Raw genomic sequence first — 20,131 nt, 5'->3', positions numbered from 1 at the left:
CACGGCGCACCGCGCGCCGTAGGCGCCATATTAAATGAGAATGATTCTCATTTCAATGCGAACTCTTCGTCAGGCGCCTAGTGCGCGCTGCGCAGGCTCCTGGCCAGGTCTGACAGCCGATATGGCTTGCTGACGAAGGCGAACTCCCCCAGCCGCGAGCGGTCGAGCTTCAATGCCGGCTGCGGATAGCCCGAGGCCAGCATCACCTTCACGTTCGGGTAGTTGTTGCGCGTGTAGGCGGCCAGCTCGATGCCGTTCATCCCGTTCGGCATCACGACGTCGGTAAACAGGATGTCGACGTCGCGGCTGGCCAGCAGGTTCAGGGCGTCGCTGCCGCTGGCGGCGGTCATCACGTCGTAGCCCATGCTCAGGAACAGCGAGGAGGCGACGTCCAGCAGGTCGGGCTCGTCCTCGACGATCAGCACGGTCTCGGCCTCGATCTGCGCCAGGTCGTGCGCGTGCGAGGTCACGGCCGGCAGCCAGATGACGATGCTGGTGCCCTCGCCCACCGTGCTCTCGATGGTCACCTCGCCGCCCGACTGCTTGATGAAGCCGTACACCTGCGACAGCCCCAGGCCGGTGCCCTTGCCGACTTCCTTGGTGGTGAAGAAGGGCTCGAAGGCGCGCGCGATGGTCTCCGGCGTCATGCCGGTGCCGGTGTCGGTCACGCTCAGGCGCAGCCAGAGGCCGGCCGCCAGCGCGGCGTGTTCGCCCTCGGCCAGCACCACACCCACGGTCTCGACCACGATGCGCCCGCCGCCCGGCATGGCGTCGCGCGCATTGACCACCAGGTTCAGCACCGCCGACTCCAGCCGCGCGGCGTCGATCACGGCGTTCGGCGCCCTGGGATCGAGCTTGAGCACGAAGTTGATCGACGAATTGGCGGCGCGCCGCAGCACCGATTCGAAGCCGCTGATGATGCGGTTGACGTTGCGCGTCTCGGGTTCGAGCGGCTGCTGGCGCGCGAAGGCCAGCAGTTGCTGGGTCAGCGTGGCGCCGCGGTCGATCGCGCGCCGCATGCTGTCGAGCGTCTTGGCGTCGCCGCCCGGGCTGCGCTGCATGCTCAGCACCTCGAGGCCGCTCGAGATCACCGACAGCAGGTTGTTGAAGTCGTGCGCGATGCCGCCTGTGAGCTGGCCGATCGACTCCATCTTCTGGGCCTGGAACAGCGCCGCCTGTGCCTTGTCCAGCGCCTCGGCCGCCGCCTTCTTCTCGGTCAGGTCGCGCGTGATCTTGGCATAGCCCAGCAACCGCCCGTCGTCGCCGCGGATGGCGTCGATGACGACGTTGGCCCAGAACCGGGTGCCGTCCTTGCGCACGCGCCAGCCCTCGGCCTCGTAGCGGCCGACGTCGCCGGCCGCCGTCAGCGCGCGCGCCGGCAGGCCGCGCAGGCGGTCTTCGTCGGTGTAGAACAGCGAGAAGTGGTGGCCGACGATGTCGTCCTGGCTGTAGCCCTTGATGCGCTGGGCGCCCAGGTTCCAGTTCGACACCACGCCCTCGGGGGTGAGCATGTAGATCGCGTAGTCGGTCACGCCCTGCACCAGCAGGCGGAAGCGCTGCTCGCTCTCGCGCAGCAGGTCCTCGGCCTGCTTCTTCTCGGTGACGTCGCGCGTGATCTTGGCGAAACCGATCAGCTCGCCGCCGGCATCGCGGATCGGGTCGATCACCACGTGGGCCCAGAAGCGGCCGCCGTCCTTGCGCACGCGCCAGCCTTCGGATTCGTAGCGGCCGTGGCCCAGGGCATGGGCCAGCGCCTGCGCCGGCAGGCCGCTGGCGCGATCCTCGGGCGTGTAGAAACGGGAGAAATGCTGCTGCAGGATCTCGTGCTCGAGGTAGCCCTTGAAACGCTGTGCACCGGCATTCCAGCTGTTGACGTATCCCTGCGGATCGAGCATGTAGATCGCGTAATCGCTGATGCCCGCGATCAGGTACTGAAAACGCTGCTCGTCGGTTAACGGCTGCTTGACGGGTAGTGAGGTGTCCATGGGCAGTGCGACTTCCTGTCTGCTGAGTCCGGTAAAGTGGCCTATCATACATCTGCTTTGCCACAATATGCCACGCAACTGTATGTGCATTAGCAACAATATAGGGTATCAATATGTAACACCTGCGATAACACAAAGCCCAGTAAATCGCGAAATGTGACAAGCAGTATAGAAATTGCAGCAAGCTTTCACGCTACAATAGAGGCTCGTCTCTCCCGCTCGTCAGCACACGGCATCATGACCCAGCCACTCCCCGACCATCTCGACATCGCCGGCTGCGACAAGGAACCCATCCGCACGCCCGGAAGCATCCAGCCGCATGGCTTCATGCTGACCCTGTCGCCTGCCCTCGAGGTGTTGCAGGCCAGCGCCAACCTCGCCCACTGGACCGGCGTCGACGTGCAGGCAGTGCTCGGCCGGCCGCTGGCCGAGGCAATCGGCGAGGCGGCCAGCGAACGTCTGGCGCTGGAGCTGGGCAGCGGCACCCTGGGCCAGCGTCCTGGCTACCTCGGCACCGTCACGCTGGCCAACGGCCGCCATTTCGACGTGCTGGGGCATGCCTGGGACGGGTTGATCATCGCCGAATTCGAAACCGTCGAGCGCGCCCAGCCGGCCGAGTTCCGCCACCTGTATCCATTGATCACCGATTTCCTGGCGCGGGTCAACGAGCACGCCTCGATTCCCGCCCTGTCCGACCTGGCGGCGCGCCATGTGCGCTCGGTGACCGGCTACGGCCGCGTGATGGTCTACCAGTTCGACCCCAGCGGCCATGGCCGCGTGGTGGCCGAGTCGAAGGCGCCCGATTACGATTCCTACCTGGGGCAGTCGTTTCCGGCCAGCGACATCCCGGCCCAGGCGCGCGAGCTGTACACCTTGTCGCCGATCCGCCTGATCCAGGATGCGAACTACGAAGCTGCACCGCTGGTCCCGGGCGCCAATCCGGTCACGGGCAGCCGCAACGACCTGTCGTTCGCCGCCCTGCGCAGCGTCTCGCCGGTGCACCTGCAGTACATGCGCAATATGGGCACGCTGGCCTCGATGTCGGTGTCGCTGATCGTCAAGGGCAAGCTGTGGGGCCTGATCTCCTGCCATAACGCCGAACCCTGCCCGGTGTCGGTCGAGAAGCGCACCGCCTGCGAGCAGCTGGGCCAGATCCTGTCGCTGTGCATCGAGACGCGCGAGGATGGCGCCGAGCTGCAGTTCCGCCTCGACGTGCGCCGCATCATGGTCGAGATGCTGGGCCACCTGACCAAGGGCGCCGACTTCCTCGACAACCTGAGCGGCGTGTTCCCCGAGCTGCTGCGCTTCGCCCGCGCTGGCGGCGTGGCGGTGGTGGTCGACGACCGCATCCTGACCTATGGCGACACGCCGGACGACAAGGCGATCCGCGCCCTGTCGACCTGGCTCGCCGTGCACGGCCATACCGAGCTGTTCCACACGAACCACCTGGCCGGCGCGTACCCGCCGGCGAGCGCGCTGACGGGCGTCGCCAGCGGCCTGCTGGCGCTGCCGATCTCGCGCATCCACCAGCACTACCTGCTGTGGTTCCGCCCAGAACTGGTGCAGACCGTGGAATGGGCCGGCAATCCCCATGAAAAGCAGGCGCCGCCGGGCGCGCCGACCCAGCTTTCACCGCGCCAGAGCTTCGCAGCCTGGCGCGAAACCATCCACGGCCACAGCCTGCCCTGGCACGCGGCCGAGATCGAACTGGCGATCGAGTTCCGCAGCGCCTTGCTCGGCATTGCGCTCGAGCGCGCCGAGCAGATGGCCGAACTGGCCGAGGAACTGACGCGCGCCAACAAGGAACTCGAAGCGTTCTCGTATTCGGTCTCGCACGACCTGCGCGCGCCGCTGCGCCACATCGTCGGCTTCTCCGACCTGCTGATCGAAGCGGCCGGCAGCGAGGACGCCGCCATGCGCGAGCGCTTCCTGAAGAACATCAAGCAGTCGGCGCGCCTGGCCGGCAAGCTGGTCGACGACCTGCTGTCGTTCTCGCAGATGGGCCGCGCGGCCCTGCGTCCGACCCAGGTCGACATGACCGAACTGGTCTCGGGCTGCATCGACAAGCTGGACCTGGAAATCGGCCAGCGCAAGATCGACTGGCACATCGACCGCCTGCCGACCGTGTGCGCCGACCCCAGCTTCCTGCACCTGGCGATGTTCAACCTGCTGTCGAACGCGGTCAAGTTCACCGGCGAGCGCGAGCAGGCCGTGATCCGCGTCTGGCACGAGGACGCTGGCCACGAGTACCTGTTCCACGTGGCCGACAACGGCGCCGGCTTCAATATGGACTACGTACACAAGCTGTTCGGCGTGTTCCAGCGCCTGCACCGCATGGAAGACTTCCAGGGCACCGGCATCGGCCTGGCCAACGTGCGGCGCATCGTCGAGCGCCATAACGGCCGCGTCTGGGCCAACTCGACACCCGGCGAAGGGGCAACGTTCTCCTTCAGCCTTCCAAAACAAGACCCATCTAAATAAGGCGATTTCCCATGCTCAAGCCCATCCTCCTGGTGGAAGACAATCCCCATGACCTGGAGCTGACGCTCATCGCGCTGTCGAAAAGCCAGCTCGCCAACGAAGTCGTGGTGGTGCGCGACGGCGCCGAAGCGCTCGACTACCTGCACCGGCGCGGCGAGTTCGCCGAGCGCCAGCTCGGCAGTCCGGCCGTGATCCTGCTCGACCTCAAGCTGCCCAAGGTCGACGGGCTCGAGGTGCTGAAGGAAATCCGCAACTCCGACGGCCTCAAGTCGGTTCCGGTGGTGATGCTGACCTCGTCCAAGGAAGAACAGGACGTGGTGCGCAGCTACCAGCTGGGCGTGAACGCCTACGTGGTCAAGCCGGTGGACTTCAACGAGTTCGTGCGCGCGATCGGCGACCTCGGCATCTTCTGGGCGGTGCTGAACGAACCGCCGCCAGGCTCGCGCCGCTACATCAAGCCGAAGTGAGTCGGCGCTGACGGCCGGTTCGCGGCGCGCCTGGCGCGCCGCAGCAGGTGGCGGATGCGCGCGCTGAGCGCGTCCGGATGGTAGGGTTTCTGCAGCAGGTGGACCGACGAGTCCAGCTTGCCTTCATGCGCCAGCACGCCCTCGGCATAGCCCGAGGTGTACAGCACCTGGCATTCCGGCAGGTGGCGGCGCACGATCTCGCCCAGCTGCAGGCTGCTGACCGGCCCCGGCATGATCACGTCGGTGAACACCAGGTCGACATGGCGGCCACTCTCGACGATGGCGGCCGCCTCGGCCGCATCGCCGGCTTCCAGCACCTCGTAGCCCAGCGCCGACAGGATGCCGCAGGTCGACGAGCGCACCTCTTCTTCGTCCTCGACCACGAGGATGGTCTCCAGCCCGCCGGCCAGCGGCAGGTGCGACGCGTGCTCCTCGCTTGCCGCCGGCGCAGAACTGCTGCGCGGCAGGTAGATGCGTACGCTGCTGCCCTTGCCCTCCTCGCTGTGCAGCACGATCTCGCCGCCCGACTGCTTCACGAAACCGTAGGCCATCGACAGGCCCAGCCCCGTCCCCTGCCCGGTCGGCTTGGTGGTGAAGAAGGGCTCGAAGGCGCGCCGCAGCACATCGGGCGGCATGCCCTTGCCGGTATCGGCGATCTCGAGCATCACGTAGTCGCCCTCCGGCACCTCGGCCGGCAGCTCGTCGCCGGCGCCGACGTTGGCCCCGCGGATGGTGAGCGTGCCGCCGTCGGGCATGGCGTCGCGCGCATTGATGACCAGGTTCAGCAGCACGTTGTTGAGCTGGTTCGGGTCGATCATGGTGCTGCCGAGGCCATGCGCGATCTCGGTGCGCACCAGGGTGCTGGCGCCGAGCACGCGGCGCGCCATATCGTCCATTTCGCGCAGCAGGTGACCGGGATCGATCACCACCGATTGCAGCGGCTGGCGGCGCGCGAAGGCAAGCAGGTGCGCGGCCAGCTTGGCGCCGCGCTCGACGCCCGACAACGCCATCTCGACCCGGCTGAGGGCGGCATCGTTCAGGTTGCCGACCAGCTTGAGCAGCTGCAGGTTGCCGCCGATGATCTGCAGCACGTTGTTGAAATCGTGGGCGACGCCGCCGGTGAGCTGGCCGATCGCTTCCATCTTCTGCGCCTGCTGCAGGGCCGACTGGCTGGCGGCCAGCTCTTCCTGGCTGCGGCGCAGCGAAGCGAAGGCCTGGTCGCGCTCGCGCCGCGCGATGCAGGCGCCGCTGTGGTGGCGCACGCGCGCCACCAGCTCGCGCGGATCGGGCCACTTGACCATGTAGTCGCTGGCGCCGACGGCGAAGGCCTTGGCCTTGATGTCGGGATCGTCCTCGGACGAGAGCAGGATGACCGGGATGTCTTCGGTGTCGGGATGGGCGCGCAGGCGGGCGATTACCGCAAAGCCGTCGAGGCCGCCGGGCATGCGCAGGTCGACCAGCACCACGGTCGCGTCGACCTCGCGCGCCACCTGGACGGCGCGTTCCGGGCTGGATTCGTACATCAGCTGGTGACCGGCACAACCCTTCAGGCCGTGGGCAATGATGTCCTGGGCAAACGATTCATCGTCGATCAACAGCACGGAACAGCGGGTGGAGTCGTCTTCGATCATGCAACGGCGTCGCTTTCAGGGCTGGTGGAACGTTATTGCAAACTTGTAAGGGTTAATTTTACCTCAATGCCATTTAACAAGAGGGAGTTATCCCTGTTTTCCTTATTGAAATTAGCGGGACAAGTCTTGCGCAGCTATTGATTACGCACCATATCTCATAGAGCAAGCAAAAACAACCCGGAGTGATACGTGGTCGATAACCTCTGCCCGCTGTGCGGACGCATCCTGGGAACGGTCAATATCGACCGCCATCACCTGATCCCGAAGACCTTCAAGGGCAAGGAACAGTTCGCGATCCACAAGATCTGCCACCGCAAGATTCACTCGGCGCTCACCGAGCGCGAGCTGCTGCAGAGCTACCATACCTGGGACGCGCTGCGCGGGCACGAAGAGATCGCAGCCTTCATCGCCTGGGTGGCGAAAAAGCCGCCGGATTTCTATACGCGTACTTACACATCCAATAAGAAAAAGAGCCGCTGAGCGATAGGCTGCCAACAACTTTGGCGCGCGTTCGCGGTCCAAGGTGGAGTGGAGGACGCGATGAACGTCGACTGGGTCAATTTTACGCCGTGGCCGGCGCTGGCCGGCGGACTGCTGATCGGCGTCGCGGCAGGCGGCCTGCTGCTGTTCAACGGGCGCATCGCCGGCGTCAGCGGCATTCTGGGAGGCCTGCTGCGTCCAGCGCCCGGCGAGAGCGGCTGGCGCCTGGCGTTTCTCGCCGGCCTGGCCGGCGCACCGCTGCTCTACACCCTGGTGGCGGCGCTGCCGCAAGTCGAGGTCGATGCGGGCTGGCCGGCCCTGATCGTATCCGGCCTGCTGGTCGGCATCGGCACCCGCTACGGCGGCGGCTGCACCAGCGGCCACGGCGTGTGCGGCATGGCGCGCGGCTCACCACGCTCGCTGGCGGCGACCGTGGCCTTCATGGGCGCCGGCTTCGCCATCGTCTACTTGCTGCGCCATGTGTTCGGGAGCGTCGCATGAAAATCCTGTTCGCCTTATGGGCCGGCCTGCTGTTCGGGACCGGGCTGATTCTCTCCGAAATGACCAATCCGGCGAAAGTGCTGGCCTTCCTCGACCTGGCCGGCGCCTGGGATCCGTCCCTGGGCATCGTCATGGGCGGCGCGCTGCTGGCTGCGATGCCGGCGTATGCGCTCGCGCGGCGCCGGCGGCGCTCCTTGCTGGGAGAGCCGCTGCAGTTGCCGACCGCAACGCGGATCGACCGCCGGCTGCTGGCGGGCAGCCTGGTATTCGGCGCCGGTTGGGGACTGGCCGGGTATTGTCCCGGGCCGGCGGTGGCGTCGATTCTGGTGGGCGGGGGCAAACCGCTGCTGTTCTTCCTGGCGATGGTGGCGGGGATGGGTGTGTTCGAACTGCTGGGACGGCGCGGAAAACGCGATGAGAAACAGCGCGCGGCGGCGTGAGCATACTGCAAAAGCAAAAAGGGCCGCATTCGCATGCGGCCCTTCCTATTCTGGCCCCCTGCCCTGACTCGAACCAGGGACCTGCGGATTGATAGTCGCAGGGGCAAGGTAGAAAATGTTTTTATGTGACGGCGGCATTAACGGGCCTGTGCCTTTCTGAAGCACGCATAAAATGGGCAACCAAGGCCCTTGCACTGCTCACATGTACGAACAGTGCGGGCGATCTATTTGGGCGAGCCGCTCGTGCCCCTCTGTCGGTTCATCGTCCGCCTACATCCACGTGGAAGTAGATGCAGCGCTGTGAAGGTGGGACATCGTTGTCGCTGCAACAGGATCAGTCAATAGAACTGATTAGGTGTTTAGTGCCGTGCGATCATATTCCTCGTCGTAGCTGGCCTTTATTCCGAGCAAAGGCTATGCTGAACGAGTTGATTGCTGGGTTCAGCAATCCCGGAATTTCAAAGCACCAGGAGCAATTTGCAGCATGAGTTCACGCATTCACCCGCAAGCCCGAACTACACCGAAAACGCGCCAAGAGATCAAGGACTCGGGCCTGTCAGATCGCCAGGCGGCCAAGGTCTTCAATGTCAGCCGGGCTACCGCCAAGAAGTGGCTCAAGCGTGATGATGTACAGGACCGTTCCCACCGTGCCCATGTCCTCAAGACCACCCTGAGCGCAGCGCAGGAAGCGATCGTGCTTGCGCTGCGCCAGTCGCTTTATTTGCCATTGGACGATCTTCTCTTCGTCACCAAGCAGTACATCAATCCTGACGTCTCTCGCTCAGGTCTTGCCCGCCTTTTGAAGCGCGAGGGCATGTCACGTCTTGAAGATGTCATCCCGAAAGCTGAAGGCGAAACGATCGCGCCGAAAAAGACGTTCAAGGATTACGAACCAGGCTTCGTTCACATCGATATCAAATACTTGCCCCAGATGCCTGACGAAACCTCGCGTCGCTATCTGTTCGTCGCGATCGACCGGGCCACGCGATGGGTTTTCATGCACATCTATGGCGACATGACGGACAAGAGCAGCGTCGATTTCCTGCGTCGGCTCAAGCTTGCTTCACCGATCAAGATCAGCAAGATACTGACAGATAACGGCTCTCAGTTCACTGACCGCTTCGCTACCAAGGACAAGAAGCCGAGCGGCAACCATGCCTTCGATGTGGCTTGTACCGCACTGCCGGCAGAGCATCGCCTGGCACCGCCACGGCACCCGCAAACGAATGGCATGGTAGAGCGCTTCAACGGACGAATCAACGAACTGCTACAGCAAACCCGTTTCGACAGCAGGGCTGATCTGGAGGCGACCTTGATGAACTACTTGAAGCTCTACAACCATCATATTCCGCAACGCGCCATCGACAGCAAAACACCAATTCTGGCGCTCAAAGAATGGCAGAAAAAGCGCCCCGAATTATTTGTCAAACGGGTTTATGAACAGGCGGGACTTGACAATTAGGCGGGCTCCGCACTCGGTAACATCTCCATCGTAGGCGTATGGCTTGCCTTTGTGCTTTGCACCGGCACCATCCGGTTTAATCGCAAATTTCCCTTTGCATGCCGGACAAAAGGTCATGTCGTCCTGGATTGCCGCTGCTTTGCCTATAGCAATCGTCTCCGACGAGGCACTGATGACCTGGCCGCCATGATCAGTCTTGTCATCCAGGCGAATCACGCCTCGGCCCTGATGTTTCATCACCGCTCCCAATTATAGTTTCGCCGCATTGTCACTTGGCGGCAGACGTATCCGGTTGGCCTTTTGGGTAAATGTAGGAACCTTCGGGTGCGCCGGGCACTTTGACTCGGAACTTCAGGCTGGAAAGAAGTTTGTCCCATACCGCGACCGCCTCGTCGTCGGTGACCGATGCCTTCTTAGCGGCCCCGACCATATTGTCCTTAACCTTGGTAAACATGGCGGCATGAAACTCGGATGGATTGGCCACGTCTGTCGGCGTGCCGACAAAGGCCCACTCGAAATCGTGAGTGCCGTCGGGCCTGCGAATGAGCGATTCTTCGCCCTTCCAATGTTGTACGTCCCGTTTGCCCTCGCGCAGATGTCAGCAGCGGTTGTAAACTGATACAGGCAGCGATTGAAAACTGATACACCATTTTGAGAAGATGGCCGCTTTGCGGAGCGGCCTTGAAACCCAAAGAGGTGTACGTGGAAATCCAACTACTGAAGAAGCATGGGTTAAGCCTTCGGCAGATCGCCGCCGAGGTAGGCTGTGCAGTGAACACGGTGCGCCGGCACCTGGCCCTGGAGGCCGTGCCGAAGTACGAACGCAAAGTCAAACGCCAGACGAAGCTGGCGCAGTTCGAGCAGTACCTGAGGGATCGGCAGCAAGCTGCTCAGCCCGACGTGATTCCAGCCACCGTGCTGTACCGCGAGATTGCCGCGCGCGGCTACGAGGGCGGCATGAGCCAGTTGAGGGCCTTCGTGCGCACCTTGCGCCCGGCGCCTCCCGCCGATCCGGTGGTGCGTTTCGAGACGGCGATGGGTGAGCAGCTGCAGGTGGACTGGGTCGAATTTCGTAAAGGCAGCGCGCCATTGCACGCGTTCTGCGCGACGCTCGGCTTTAGCCGGGCCAGCTACGTGGAGTTCGTCAACAACATGAAGGTGGATACCCTGATCGCCTGCCACGAGCGCGCCTTTGCAGCGTTCGGCGGCGTGACGCGGCGGGTCCTGTACGACAATATGAAGACGGTGGTACTGGAGCGCGATGCGTACGGTGAGGGCGAGCACCGCTTCCACGCCGGCTTCCTGGACTATGCCAGGCATAGCGGCTTCGTGATCAAGCTGTGCCAGCCGTACCGGGCCAAGACCAAGGGTAAGGTCGAGCGGTTCAACGGCTACCTGCGCCGATCGTTCTATGTGCCGCTGGCGAGCCGGCTGGCACAGAGCGGCCAGAAGCTCGACGTCGTGACGGCCAACGTCGAGGTGGCCCACTGGCTGCGCGAAGTGGCCAATGCGCGCATCCACGGCACGACCGGAGAACCGCCAGCCGAAGCCTTGAAGCGGGAAGTGGAGCACCTGCAAGCGCTGCCGGCACCGTGGCGGGCGGACATCGCGGCAGCCAGGCCGCAGCCGGCTGCTGCAGCACCTGCGGCGCCGCGGCCGGCAGCAGTGGTGGAGCGGATCGCGCAACCTTCTCCGGTACAGCATCCGTTGCAGGTGTATGACGCGCTGCTGGTGCGGGTATCGGAAGGGGTGGCGGCATGAACCTGCAGCATGAGCGTATCGCGGCGTTGTGCGAGAGCCTGAACCTGCCGTTCGTGGCACAGGGCTACGGCGCCGCAACCCAGAAAGCAGCGAAACAGGAGATGGCCTACAGCGACTTCCTGGAGGGGCTGCTGAGGGAGGAAGCAGCTGGGCGCAACGTGCGCAAGCAAAACACGATGACCCGTCTGGCAGGATTCCCCGTGGTGAAGACGCTGGACGAATTTAACTATGACTTCGCCAAAGGCGTAAAGCGCAGCCAAGTCGAGGAGCTGGCCGGCCTGGGATTCGTCGAGCGGCATGAGAACGTGGTACTGGTCGGGCCGAGCGGTGTAGGCAAAACGCACCTGGCGATGGCACTGGGTTACAAGGCCACGCAGGCCGGCATCAAGACGCGCTTCACGACGGCGGCCGACCTCATGCTGGCACTGACGACGGCGCATACGCAGAACAATTTGAAAGCGGTGATGCACCGCGCGATCAAGGCATATCGGCTCTTGATCATCGACGAGATAGGTTACTTGCCGATGAACCGGGAACAGGCCAACCTGTTCTTCCAGGTGATCGCGGCCTTGTATGAGCGCAGCAGCCTGATCGTGACCAGTAACCTGCCGTTCGGACAATGGGACACGACCTTTGCGCAGGATACGACGCTCACCGCGGCCCTGCTCGACCGGCTGCTGCACCATGCGCATATCGTGCCGATTGCAGGTGAGAGCTACCGGCTGAAGCACCAGCGACAGGCCGGGATGATGAGGGGGAGCGATGTTGCAGAAATGGGCTGAACACGGACGGTGTTCGGCGACGGCGGTGTATCAGTTTTAAATCGCTGGGACGACGAAATCTGTATCAGTTTTCAATCGCCGTTGACAGCAGAACGTCACGCTTGGGGTACGACGCGCCTTGGGTTTCTTGGGCGCCCTTAATGCGGGCAAGCAGGGACAGTTCATCACGCTTCATCTGCTCGAATTCAGCTTTGTCATAATCGGCGTAAGCGTCTTTGTTGGAACTGACGGAGAAGGTAACATCCGAAAGACTGGGCAAATAAATTCCCGCACTGATCGTTTCCTGAGCCACATAGCGATCGCTCGGCATGAAGCCGTGTTCGACGCAAAAACCCGGCTCAGTCGGTAGTGCCTCTGCAGCGCGCAATCTCAAGCGTTCGGCCCGAGCCAGCTGTCGGGCGATTACCGTGCTTTCGTTCTCTCCTTTTGAGATCGAATCATCTAACACGAATGTGATTTCGCCCTTGCTTATGTACGTGTAAAAAAAAAGCGCATTGCGTTCTTTATTGTACTTATCTTCGAAATAGCGAACTTGCCAGCTATCCGCGATCGGCCCCGGGCCGCTATAGGTAATCTCAGCAGTGTCGTCTTCCCACTTCACTTTCCTTATTTTCGCGTCGGCGCGGCGCTTTGCCTTTTCTAATCCGCCGGAAACAACCTCAATGCCAGAGTCGAGAACGGCACTCCCCGGTATGAGCTGCGCCTCCTGAGGCACTTCGATCGCATAGCGGCCGAAACAAAGGATTTTTGTCCTTTCAAACAGTGCCTGCAGGCGCGGGCTGAGCTTGACTTGTTCGGGCATGACGGTCTCCTTGTAAGTGTAATTGCGGGAATTTACACACAACGACACCAAGGCAAGCAGCAAGAGGGCCAGGATCGTACCGCGCTTCAGGTAAGTCATAGTTTTCACGATTACTTCCATTTCGCTGTCTTGGCGATTTGAACAACGGAATACAGCAGGGACGCCAGGACGTCTTGGTTGGCGTAGCTATTTTGGTGCTCATAGCTTTTTCCTTTCGTCTCGCCGTGCACAAACAATTTCCCAGTGACCTGTTTGTCGGAACGGGCGGCCGGAACGGTTTCGTCGCCCGGGGCCGTTGGAGGCTTGTCATCCAGGCGAATCACGCCTCGGCCCTGACGTTTCATCACCGCTCCCGATTATAGTTTCACCGCATTGTCACTTGGCGGCAGACGTATCCGGTTTGCCTTTTGGGTAAATGTAGGAACCCTCGGGTGCGCCGGGTACTTTGACCCTGAACTTCAGGCTAGAGAGAATTTTGTCCCATACCGCGACTGCCTCGTCATCGCTTACCGACGCCTTCTCAGCGGCGCCCACCAAATTGTGCTTAACCTTGGTGAACATGGCGGCGCTAAACGAAGACGGGTTAGCCACTTCTGTCGGCGTACCGACAAAGGCCCACTCGAAATCGTGGGTGCCGTCGGGCCTGCGAATGAGAGATTCTTCGCCCTTCCAATGTTGTACGTCCCGTTTTCCTTCGCGCAGAACGTCCCGCTTGGGGTAAAGAGCGCCCTGCATATCTTGGGCACCCTTGATACGGCCAAGCAGGGACAACTCGTCGCGCTTCATTTGCTCGAACTCAGCCTTGTCGTAATCGGCATAGGCATCCTTGTTCGAGCGGATCGAGAACGTAATGTCCGGGAAGCTGGGCAAATAGACTCCTGCATTTACCTTCTCTGAATCACCGTACCGATCACCTTTCATGAACCCGTGTTCGATACAGAAGCCCGGTTCGGTCGGCACCTCCTCCGCTGCGCGGAGCCGCAAGCTCTTGGCTTGCGCGAGCTGTCTGGCGATTACCGTGCTTTCGGTCTCGCCTGTCTCGATGGCATCGCCCAGGACGAAGGTGATCTCGCCCTTGCTGATATACGTGTCGAAAAAAAGAGAATTGTCCTCCTTTGCGAATTCGTTCTCGAAATAGCGTGTCTGCCAGCTATCCTCGATCGGCCCTACGTCGTTGTAAGTAATTTCGGAAGTACGCTTCTCGCGTTTCAATTTCACAATTTTTTCTTCCGCCCTGCGTTTCGCTTTCTCGATACCTCCCGAAATAATATCTATATCTGAAGGAAACGAGGCGCTCCCCCAAACAAGCTGAGCTTCCTGCGGCACCTCGATCGCATAGCGGCCGAAACAAAGGATTTTTGTTTTCTCGAACAGCGTCCGCAGGCGCGGACTGAGCTTGACTGGTTCGGGCACGGTGGTCTCCTTATAGGCATAGGTACTGGAGTTTCCAGCCAACGACACCAAAACAATCAGCAAAGCAGCGAACACTGCGCCACGCTGCAGGGTCGAGGTGATCTTCATGCAGCCTCCCACTTTGCGGACTTGGCGATTTGCACGACCAAATACTGCATCGTCGCTCCTGATTACAGTTTCGCCGCATTGTCACTTGGCGGAAGTCGCCTCGGGTTTGTCCTTAGGTAAATAGTAGGAACCCTCGGGTGCGCCGGGCACTTTGACCCGGAATTTCAGGCCGGACAGGAGCTTGTCCCACAGCGCGACTGCCTCGTCGTCGGTGACTGATGCCTTATTAGCGGCCCCGACCAGATTGTGCTTGACCTTGGTGAACATGGCAGCGCCAAACGAAGACGGATTAGCCACATCTGTCGGCGTACCGACAAAGGCCCATTCGAAATCGTGGGTGCCGTCGGGCCTGCGAATGAGCGATTCTTCGCCCTTCCAATGTTGTACGTCTCGTTTGCCTTCGCGCAGAACGTCCCGCTTGGGGTAAAGAGCGCCCTGCATATCTTGGGCACCCTTGATACGGCCAAGCAGGGACAACTCGTCGCGCTTCATTTGCTCGAACTCAGCCTTGTCGTAATCGGCATAGGCGTCCTTGTTCGAGCGGATCGAGAACGTAATGTCCGGGAAGCTGGGCAAGTAGACTCCTGCATTCGCCATCTCCTGATGATCGTACCGATCACTGGCCATGAAGGCGTGTTCGATGCAGACGCCTGGTTCAGTCGGCACTTCGTCCGCAGCGCGCAGCCGCAAGCTCCCGGCGCGCGCGCGCTGTCTGGCAATTACTGTGCTTTCGGTCTCGCCCTGCTTGATGGAATCGCGCAGCACGAATGTCATCTCGGCTTTGCTGATATACGTGTCGAAGAACAGCGCGTTGCGCTCTTTTTTGTATTTGTCTTCGAAATAGCGCGTCTGCCAGCTGTCCTCGATCGGCCCTACATCGTTGTAAGTGATTTCGGCAGTAGCGTCTTCCCACTTCATTTTTGCAATTTTTTCTTCGGCCCTGTGTTTTGCTTTCTCGATTCCACCGAGAAACACCCTGACGGTTGATGGAAACGAGACTTCTCCCATAATGAGCTGGGCTTCTTGGGGTACTTCGATCGCATAGCGGCCGAAACAAAGGATTTTTGTTTTCTCGAACAGCGTCCGCAGGCGCGGACTGAGCTTGACTGGTTCGGGCACGGCGGTCTCCTTGTAGGCATAAGTACGAGAATTTCCAGCTAATGACACCAAAGCAATCAGCAAGGCAGCGAATATGGCACCACGCTGCAGGGTCGAAGTGATCTTCAAGCTGCCTCCCATTTCGCCGTCTTGGCGATTTGTACGACCGAATACAGCAGCGAGGCCAGCACATCCTGGTCTGCATAGCTGTTCTGGTGTTCGTAGCTCTTGCCTTTGGTCTCTCCATGCACGAACAGCTTGCCCGCAATCTGTTTGGCGGAGCGGGCGGCGGGGACGGTTTCGTCGCCGGGGGCGGCTGGCGGTTGCAGGACGAGCGTCAGCACGCGGCTGGCGGTCTGGACTTTCAATGTACCCTGGGCGTCATCGCTCAGCAGCTTCCAGGTCTCTACTGGGGACAGCCTGATGTGCCGGCTGTCCCATAAGTCGGGGTCGGTCGCCTTGAACACGATCTCGCCATAGCTGAGGCGTTCCTGCGACGAACAGAAGCTGCCGTAGCAACTGGTCGGATGGAAGGTGGTCTTGATGTCTTCAATAAATTCACTGGCTTTTTTCAGGCGCTCCATAACGGCAGAGATACCCCCGCCATCCTCTTCTATTACGCGCCCGGGGTTGACCCAATTCGGATTGATGAGTCGCCACCATCGATCGGCGGGTTGCAGGTAAATGCTCTTCAAGGCGCTCGCTTTGTCGCCCGGCCAGCTCCACATCTCGCGCCCGGACCCGTCCACGACCTTCAGCGACGATTTGCCGTAAGCGGAACCGGGAAACAGTTCCAGTGCGGCAGGCGCGTTGGCGAGGATGGCGGTGGCATGTTTCCCATTGAGGCCGAAAATGCTGGCCTTGGTTTCGGGAAACAGCAACGCCTTTTCCAGGAACCCAAAACGCATGCGTTTATAGGATGCGGCGGCGCCCATGGTCGGCATCACGTTATGGTAGATGCCGAGCATCTTGACAGCGGGGTCGTTCAGCAGGTTCCCATACTTTGGATGGATGAGCGCCCGCGCCAGCAGGCCACCCATGCTGTGCGTGACGATAATTACCTCGTCGCACTTGAAGCCCCGCTTCTGGTAGCCCTTGGCAAGCCCGCGGATCCGCTCCGCGATCGTCGTCGCGGTTTTTCCGTTGCTCTTCAAAAAGTTGTATCCCATGGCATGGACGGGATACCAGCACGCGGCGATTTTCTTCAGGTCCTGCTCCGTCAGTGCCGAGCCTGCATTTACGCCGCCAAAAGTGCGTGGATCGGCGAAGAAGGGTTTCCACATTGGGTTGGCCGCATCTCCTACCACCATATTGTTGAGGTGGCTTTCAGCCGTTTTCAACATCTTCCCGTAAGCTCCGGCGAACAGGACCTCGCTCCAGCCGCGCCACCTTGCGATCTGTGCTGGTGTTTCGCGTTTCTTCACCAGAGGACCGCGCCTGAAGTTCCGTCCTGTTACCGCACGCATTCCTATCAGGGGTGGAATGGGTTCGAGGCTGTCGGGGACGTTTTGATGCAATTTGTCCGAAGCCAGCGTTTCGGCGCCTTCGGGATCGAAGCGATCTTCGCTTTCCGTATAGTTGTAGTACTCGACCTCCGTCTCGTTCGGGTCGAGCATGAGTTGCCGCTGTTCCGGCGAGGCATTCTTGTACCAGCCGACCAGCCCGGCACCAACAAGGGCGGCCCCGCTATTGATGCCGACCATGTCGTCCGGTCGCCACGAACGGTTATCGGGCCGATCAAGTTCTTCTTGTCGTTTTTTGCTCAGCCGAAGATTGCTGCCCATCACACCGGGCAGGAAGATCACGGGAATCACTTTTTTGGGCGGGAGCTTGACGTCGTGGCGGATCGTGTCGGACGTCTTCGTCATGTGGACCGTGTATTCCGCCCACCCGCCGACACCCTGCGTGAATTCGCCCTGATAATTGCCGCGCTCGTTCAGTTCGGATTGATCGCTCATGGTAGTTCGCCCTTGTAGCGGATGGTATAGGAGTCGAAACCGCCGGATTTCTGTACCTCGGTGCTGCCGCTGGCCGCCGTTTTCCCGTCCATGACCGTTCCATCTCCGCGCACGAGTTCGTAGGCGACGGCCTTCTCGGGCTTCAGGTTCGCGTCGACGAAGTTGACCTCCTGGTCGAACTGGTAATCCCGGGAGCGTTCGTTGAACGCCTGCGACACGCTTTTTGGCGGCAGCGTCTCGAGATTGCCGTGGAATAGCACTGGCGCCGCGGTGAAAAACTGGACTTGCTCGCCGATCTCGACCATGTTCTTGCCGCCGCCGTACATGCGGATCCCTTTCTTGCCGCGGATGTTCACCCACTCCGTGTCGCTGATCATCTCGAGCACCTTATTGGCGATGATTTCCACGTCGTCGGTCTGCGCCTGCACCGACACCTTGCCGGCGGCCGCAATCAGCTTCATTCCCGCCTTGTGCACGAACAGCCTGAAGGTCTTGCCCACGCTGGCGAACAGGCTGTCGACGCTTGCGAGCGAAAGACTCTTGCCGCTTGTGATCGCGGTGTGGCGTTCGCTGGCGATGTGGGTCGACTGGGCGCTCGTGAGCTCGATGCCGGCAGGGCTCGCCATGACAAGATGCGGCTCAGAGAGCTCGGGGGACGACCCCTTGGCTGCCCCGCGGATAGCCGAGTTCTGGGCTTTGACGTCCTCCGCAGCCTCATCCTGTTGGCCGCTTTCCTGCGCTTCGTGATCGAGCGCCATCGCGGCCAGCTGTTCCTGAATCTGCGCCGCCGATGCCAGCCGCTGTGCGGTCTCGCCCAGGTCCTTCGCATGGGACGCCGCGTTCAGCCGCGCTTCGGTGGTAATGAGCATCCCCTGGGCGGCGCGGGCGACACCCCAGGCATTGGTCGTGAGTTCCCAGCCTTCCCCGCGCGCGTCCTTGCGCCCGCTCGTGTCTTCGATGCGTGTAATATGTCCCAACGAGAGCTGGCTGCATTGATGATCGCTTTTCAGCTGCGCCTGGATCTGCTCCTTCGTGTCATCCAGGATCAGGTGATTGCCGCGCGAGCCGCCGCCGAGTTCCCGGCTGCGCAGGCCGGCCAGGGCACTTTGCTCCGGGAGCTTCCAGGGCGGCATGTGTTTGCCGTTGTAAACTGCGCCAAGGATCAAGGGGTGGTCGATATTCCCATTGGAATAGACGACGCCCACTTCCTCACCCACGCGCGGCAATCGGACCTGCCCGAATTCATTGCCGGCGGCGGGGGTCATCACCCGGATCCAGGGCGAGCTGTTCTCGTCGTATTTTCCCAGCCGGTCCCAGGGAAACTGCAGCTTGACTCTTCCATAGCCGTCCGTATGGATATCGGCGCCGGCGGGGCCGACCACGGCCGCGGTGTGCAGCCCCATGTTGGTGCCGGGCGCGCTGTTGAAGCCGGGGCCTGGGCGCCAGCGGATGTCCTTGCGGATGCAGGTGAAGCGGTTCTCGTATTGCGAGGGCGCGCCGACCCCGGCCTGGTAGTTGTTGGTCGCTTCGTGTTCGACGTCCAGGATCAGGTAGCGGCGGTCGCCGATACTGCGGCGCGGCTCGGGATCGTATTCGGGCGAACGCGGCTCTGCGCTGAAATGGTCGCCGAGCTTGAAGGTGCGGCCCGGCAGCACGCTCCTGTCGTTGCCCGCCGCCTCGAAATACTGCCTGTTCTTGTCCTGCTCTTCCATGCGTCGCGCTGCCAGTTGTTCACCGTCGCTGCGCATGCGAAAGCCGTACGCCCCGGTGTCCTCGTAGATCTCGTAGGGGAAGACGTCGCCTTGCTGGTTGCCCGAATCGACGCTGGCACGCTGCGCCCCCGGATTCTTGTAATCCGTGCTCGCCAGCGTGACCTGGCCCGGACCGAGGCGCCGGATCGCCGTCCACTCGTGGATGCCGTCGTCCTCGCGCGAGCCGCCCTTGTCGTGGAACGGGATCAGGTAGGCTTCCTCGTCGATCGGCTCGGCCAGGAAGCTGTTGTCCGAGATCATGAGCTTATGGCGGCCAAATTCATGCTCGTACCAGTAGTGCAGGCCGAGCGCTTCCCAGCGCCGGTGCAGGTGGTTGTAGTCGGTCTCGTTGTACTGGTTGGCGACGGTCAGCTTCGACTCGTCGACCGGGTACATGTGCCAGTCGGCCGGGCGGTAGTGCTTCAGGGTGTCCTCGGTGATCTCGCGCACGCTCTTGTTGTGGAACGACATGCTGTTCTTGCGCAGCCGCGTGAACGCGAGCCAGGGTTCGAGCACCATCTGGTAGAAGGCGAAGCCGCCGTCGCTGCGGACAAAACGGAACTCGGTGACGTAGCCGTTGAAATAGCGCAGCGACCCGTCTTCCCGCACCAGGGAGATCGTCACCATTTTGCCCATCACTATCTTGAGGGGGATTTGCGGGTCGTCCGACAGCGCCTCGACCACGATGCGGAAGCAGCGCGACACTGCCTCGGAAACTTTCAGCTTGTTTGGAAGCAGGATGGCGGGCGGGCCGTCCTCGAACGGAAAATCGAGCCGCATGATGCGGTTGTGCTGGGATGCGCCGCTAAACGCCGAGCGCGCGGCGCCGGCCGCGATTGCCTGGATTTCCCCCACTGATTGCCTCCGATCGCCGCGAATTAGAAAAAGTCCAACGGCTACGTTACCTTGACGCCGCTAGGCTGAAATTGACCAGAGTCAATGCGTTTCCGTAAGCCATGTCTACAGTTTCCCGAGAGTCTTCTGCGAATCGATCTTCTCTAGGCGAAATTG

Annotated in this window: 18 protein-coding genes; 8 read left to right on the top strand and 10 right to left on the bottom strand. The window is 61.5% G+C overall.

Annotation, left to right across the window (positions count from 1 at the left end; genetic code table 11):
- Positions 1–77 precede the first annotated feature (77 nt).
- Entirely contained in the window at positions 78–1,985 is a 1,908-nt protein-coding gene (locus HMPREF9710_RS10890) for a hybrid sensor histidine kinase/response regulator (protein WP_040776106.1), read from the bottom strand.
- 237 nt (positions 1,986–2,222) lie between these two features.
- On the opposite strand from HMPREF9710_RS10890, the gene HMPREF9710_RS10885 reads away from it, so the two are divergent.
- Together HMPREF9710_RS10885 and HMPREF9710_RS10880 are read left to right on the top strand one after the other, a co-directional pair.
- On the top strand, positions 2,223–4,466 hold the full coding sequence (locus HMPREF9710_RS10885; RefSeq protein ID WP_005666297.1) for an ATP-binding protein: 2,244 nt from the start codon (positions 2,223–2,225) through the stop codon (positions 4,464–4,466).
- An 11-nt stretch (positions 4,467–4,477) separates the two neighbouring features.
- Complete coding sequence (locus tag HMPREF9710_RS10880; RefSeq protein ID WP_005666296.1) at positions 4,478–4,933, top strand: response regulator; 456 nt, start codon at positions 4,478–4,480, stop codon at positions 4,931–4,933.
- Here the strand turns inward: HMPREF9710_RS10880 and HMPREF9710_RS10875 are convergent.
- Positions 4,915–6,564 (bottom strand): response regulator, encoded by a 1,650-nt coding sequence (locus tag HMPREF9710_RS10875; protein WP_005666295.1) that lies wholly within the window; start codon positions 6,562–6,564, stop codon positions 4,915–4,917. The genes HMPREF9710_RS10880 and HMPREF9710_RS10875 overlap by 19 nt on opposite strands.
- A 189-nt stretch (positions 6,565–6,753) precedes the next feature.
- Here HMPREF9710_RS10875 and HMPREF9710_RS10870 point away from each other — a divergent pair, with 189 nt between their 5' ends.
- From HMPREF9710_RS10870 to HMPREF9710_RS10855, 4 genes are all read left to right on the top strand, one after another.
- Complete coding sequence (locus tag HMPREF9710_RS10870) at positions 6,754–7,044, top strand: hypothetical protein (RefSeq protein ID WP_005666294.1); 291 nt, start codon at positions 6,754–6,756, stop codon at positions 7,042–7,044.
- Between the two features lie 60 nt (positions 7,045–7,104).
- Positions 7,105–7,545 carry a YeeE/YedE family protein gene (locus HMPREF9710_RS10865; RefSeq protein ID WP_005666293.1) on the top strand — a complete coding sequence of 147 codons (441 nt, stop codon included), beginning with the start codon at positions 7,105–7,107 and terminating at the stop codon, positions 7,543–7,545.
- A complete protein-coding gene (locus HMPREF9710_RS10860) occupies positions 7,542–7,985 on the top strand; it encodes a DUF6691 family protein (protein WP_005666292.1) in 444 nt (147 codons plus the stop codon). Before HMPREF9710_RS10865 ends, HMPREF9710_RS10860 begins: the two co-directional genes overlap by 4 nt.
- A gap of 484 nt (positions 7,986–8,469) precedes the next feature.
- Complete coding sequence (locus HMPREF9710_RS10855) at positions 8,470–9,447, top strand: IS481 family transposase (protein ID WP_005666291.1); 978 nt, start codon at positions 8,470–8,472, stop codon at positions 9,445–9,447.
- Here HMPREF9710_RS10855 and HMPREF9710_RS27105 read toward each other — a convergent pair.
- A complete protein-coding gene (locus HMPREF9710_RS27105) occupies positions 9,403–9,684 on the bottom strand; it encodes a PAAR domain-containing protein (RefSeq protein WP_005666290.1) in 282 nt (93 codons plus the stop codon). The genes HMPREF9710_RS10855 and HMPREF9710_RS27105 overlap by 45 nt on opposite strands.
- 31 nt (positions 9,685–9,715) lie before the next feature.
- Positions 9,716–10,042, bottom strand: coding sequence for a T6SS immunity protein Tli4 family protein (locus HMPREF9710_RS10850; RefSeq protein ID WP_051205069.1), 327 nt, complete (start codon positions 10,040–10,042; stop codon positions 9,716–9,718).
- A gap of 86 nt (positions 10,043–10,128) precedes the next feature.
- Here HMPREF9710_RS10850 and istA point away from each other — a divergent pair, with 86 nt between their 5' ends.
- Both istA and istB read left to right on the top strand, forming a co-directional pair.
- Complete coding sequence (gene istA / locus HMPREF9710_RS10845; RefSeq protein WP_005663623.1) at positions 10,129–11,208, top strand: IS21 family transposase; 1,080 nt, start codon at positions 10,129–10,131, stop codon at positions 11,206–11,208.
- Positions 11,205–11,990 (top strand): IS21-like element helper ATPase IstB, encoded by a 786-nt coding sequence (gene istB, locus HMPREF9710_RS10840; protein WP_005663619.1) that lies wholly within the window; start codon positions 11,205–11,207, stop codon positions 11,988–11,990. The genes istA and istB overlap by 4 nt, the downstream gene beginning before the upstream one ends.
- A gap of 64 nt (positions 11,991–12,054) precedes the next feature.
- Here istB and HMPREF9710_RS10835 read toward each other — a convergent pair whose 3' ends face one another.
- The 6 genes from HMPREF9710_RS10835 to HMPREF9710_RS10810 form a co-directional block, all read right to left on the bottom strand.
- On the bottom strand, positions 12,055–12,891 hold the full coding sequence (locus tag HMPREF9710_RS10835) for a Tli4 family immunity protein (protein WP_229409813.1): 837 nt from the start codon (positions 12,889–12,891) through the stop codon (positions 12,055–12,057).
- A gap of 11 nt (positions 12,892–12,902) precedes the next feature.
- Complete coding sequence (locus HMPREF9710_RS10830) at positions 12,903–13,136, bottom strand: hypothetical protein (protein ID WP_005666287.1); 234 nt, start codon at positions 13,134–13,136, stop codon at positions 12,903–12,905.
- Between the two features lie 31 nt (positions 13,137–13,167).
- Positions 13,168–14,313, bottom strand: a complete 1,146-nt coding sequence (locus HMPREF9710_RS27100) for a T6SS immunity protein Tli4 family protein (protein ID WP_005666286.1) — start codon at positions 14,311–14,313, stop codon at positions 13,168–13,170.
- A gap of 81 nt (positions 14,314–14,394) precedes the next feature.
- On the bottom strand, positions 14,395–15,540 hold the full coding sequence (locus tag HMPREF9710_RS27095) for a T6SS immunity protein Tli4 family protein (protein ID WP_081589931.1): 1,146 nt from the start codon (positions 15,538–15,540) through the stop codon (positions 14,395–14,397).
- Positions 15,537–17,369 carry a restriction endonuclease subunit S domain-containing protein gene (locus HMPREF9710_RS10815; RefSeq protein ID WP_005666284.1) on the bottom strand — a complete coding sequence of 611 codons (1,833 nt, stop codon included), beginning with the start codon at positions 17,367–17,369 and terminating at the stop codon, positions 15,537–15,539. Before HMPREF9710_RS10815 ends, HMPREF9710_RS27095 begins: the two co-directional genes overlap by 4 nt.
- The gene (locus HMPREF9710_RS10810; protein WP_005666283.1) at positions 17,366–19,975 is read right to left on the bottom strand and encodes a type VI secretion system Vgr family protein; all 2,610 of its coding nucleotides are present in this window, start codon (positions 19,973–19,975) and stop codon (positions 17,366–17,368) included. The genes HMPREF9710_RS10815 and HMPREF9710_RS10810 overlap by 4 nt, the downstream gene beginning before the upstream one ends.
- Positions 19,976–20,131 lie beyond the last annotated feature (156 nt).

It is taken from the genome of Massilia timonae CCUG 45783, assembly GCF_000315425.1.
Classification (GTDB): Bacteria; Pseudomonadota; Gammaproteobacteria; order Burkholderiales; family Burkholderiaceae_D; genus Telluria; species Telluria timonae.
Note: the sequence above shows the minus strand (reverse complement) of the source record. Positions and strands in the feature narration are given on the sequence as shown.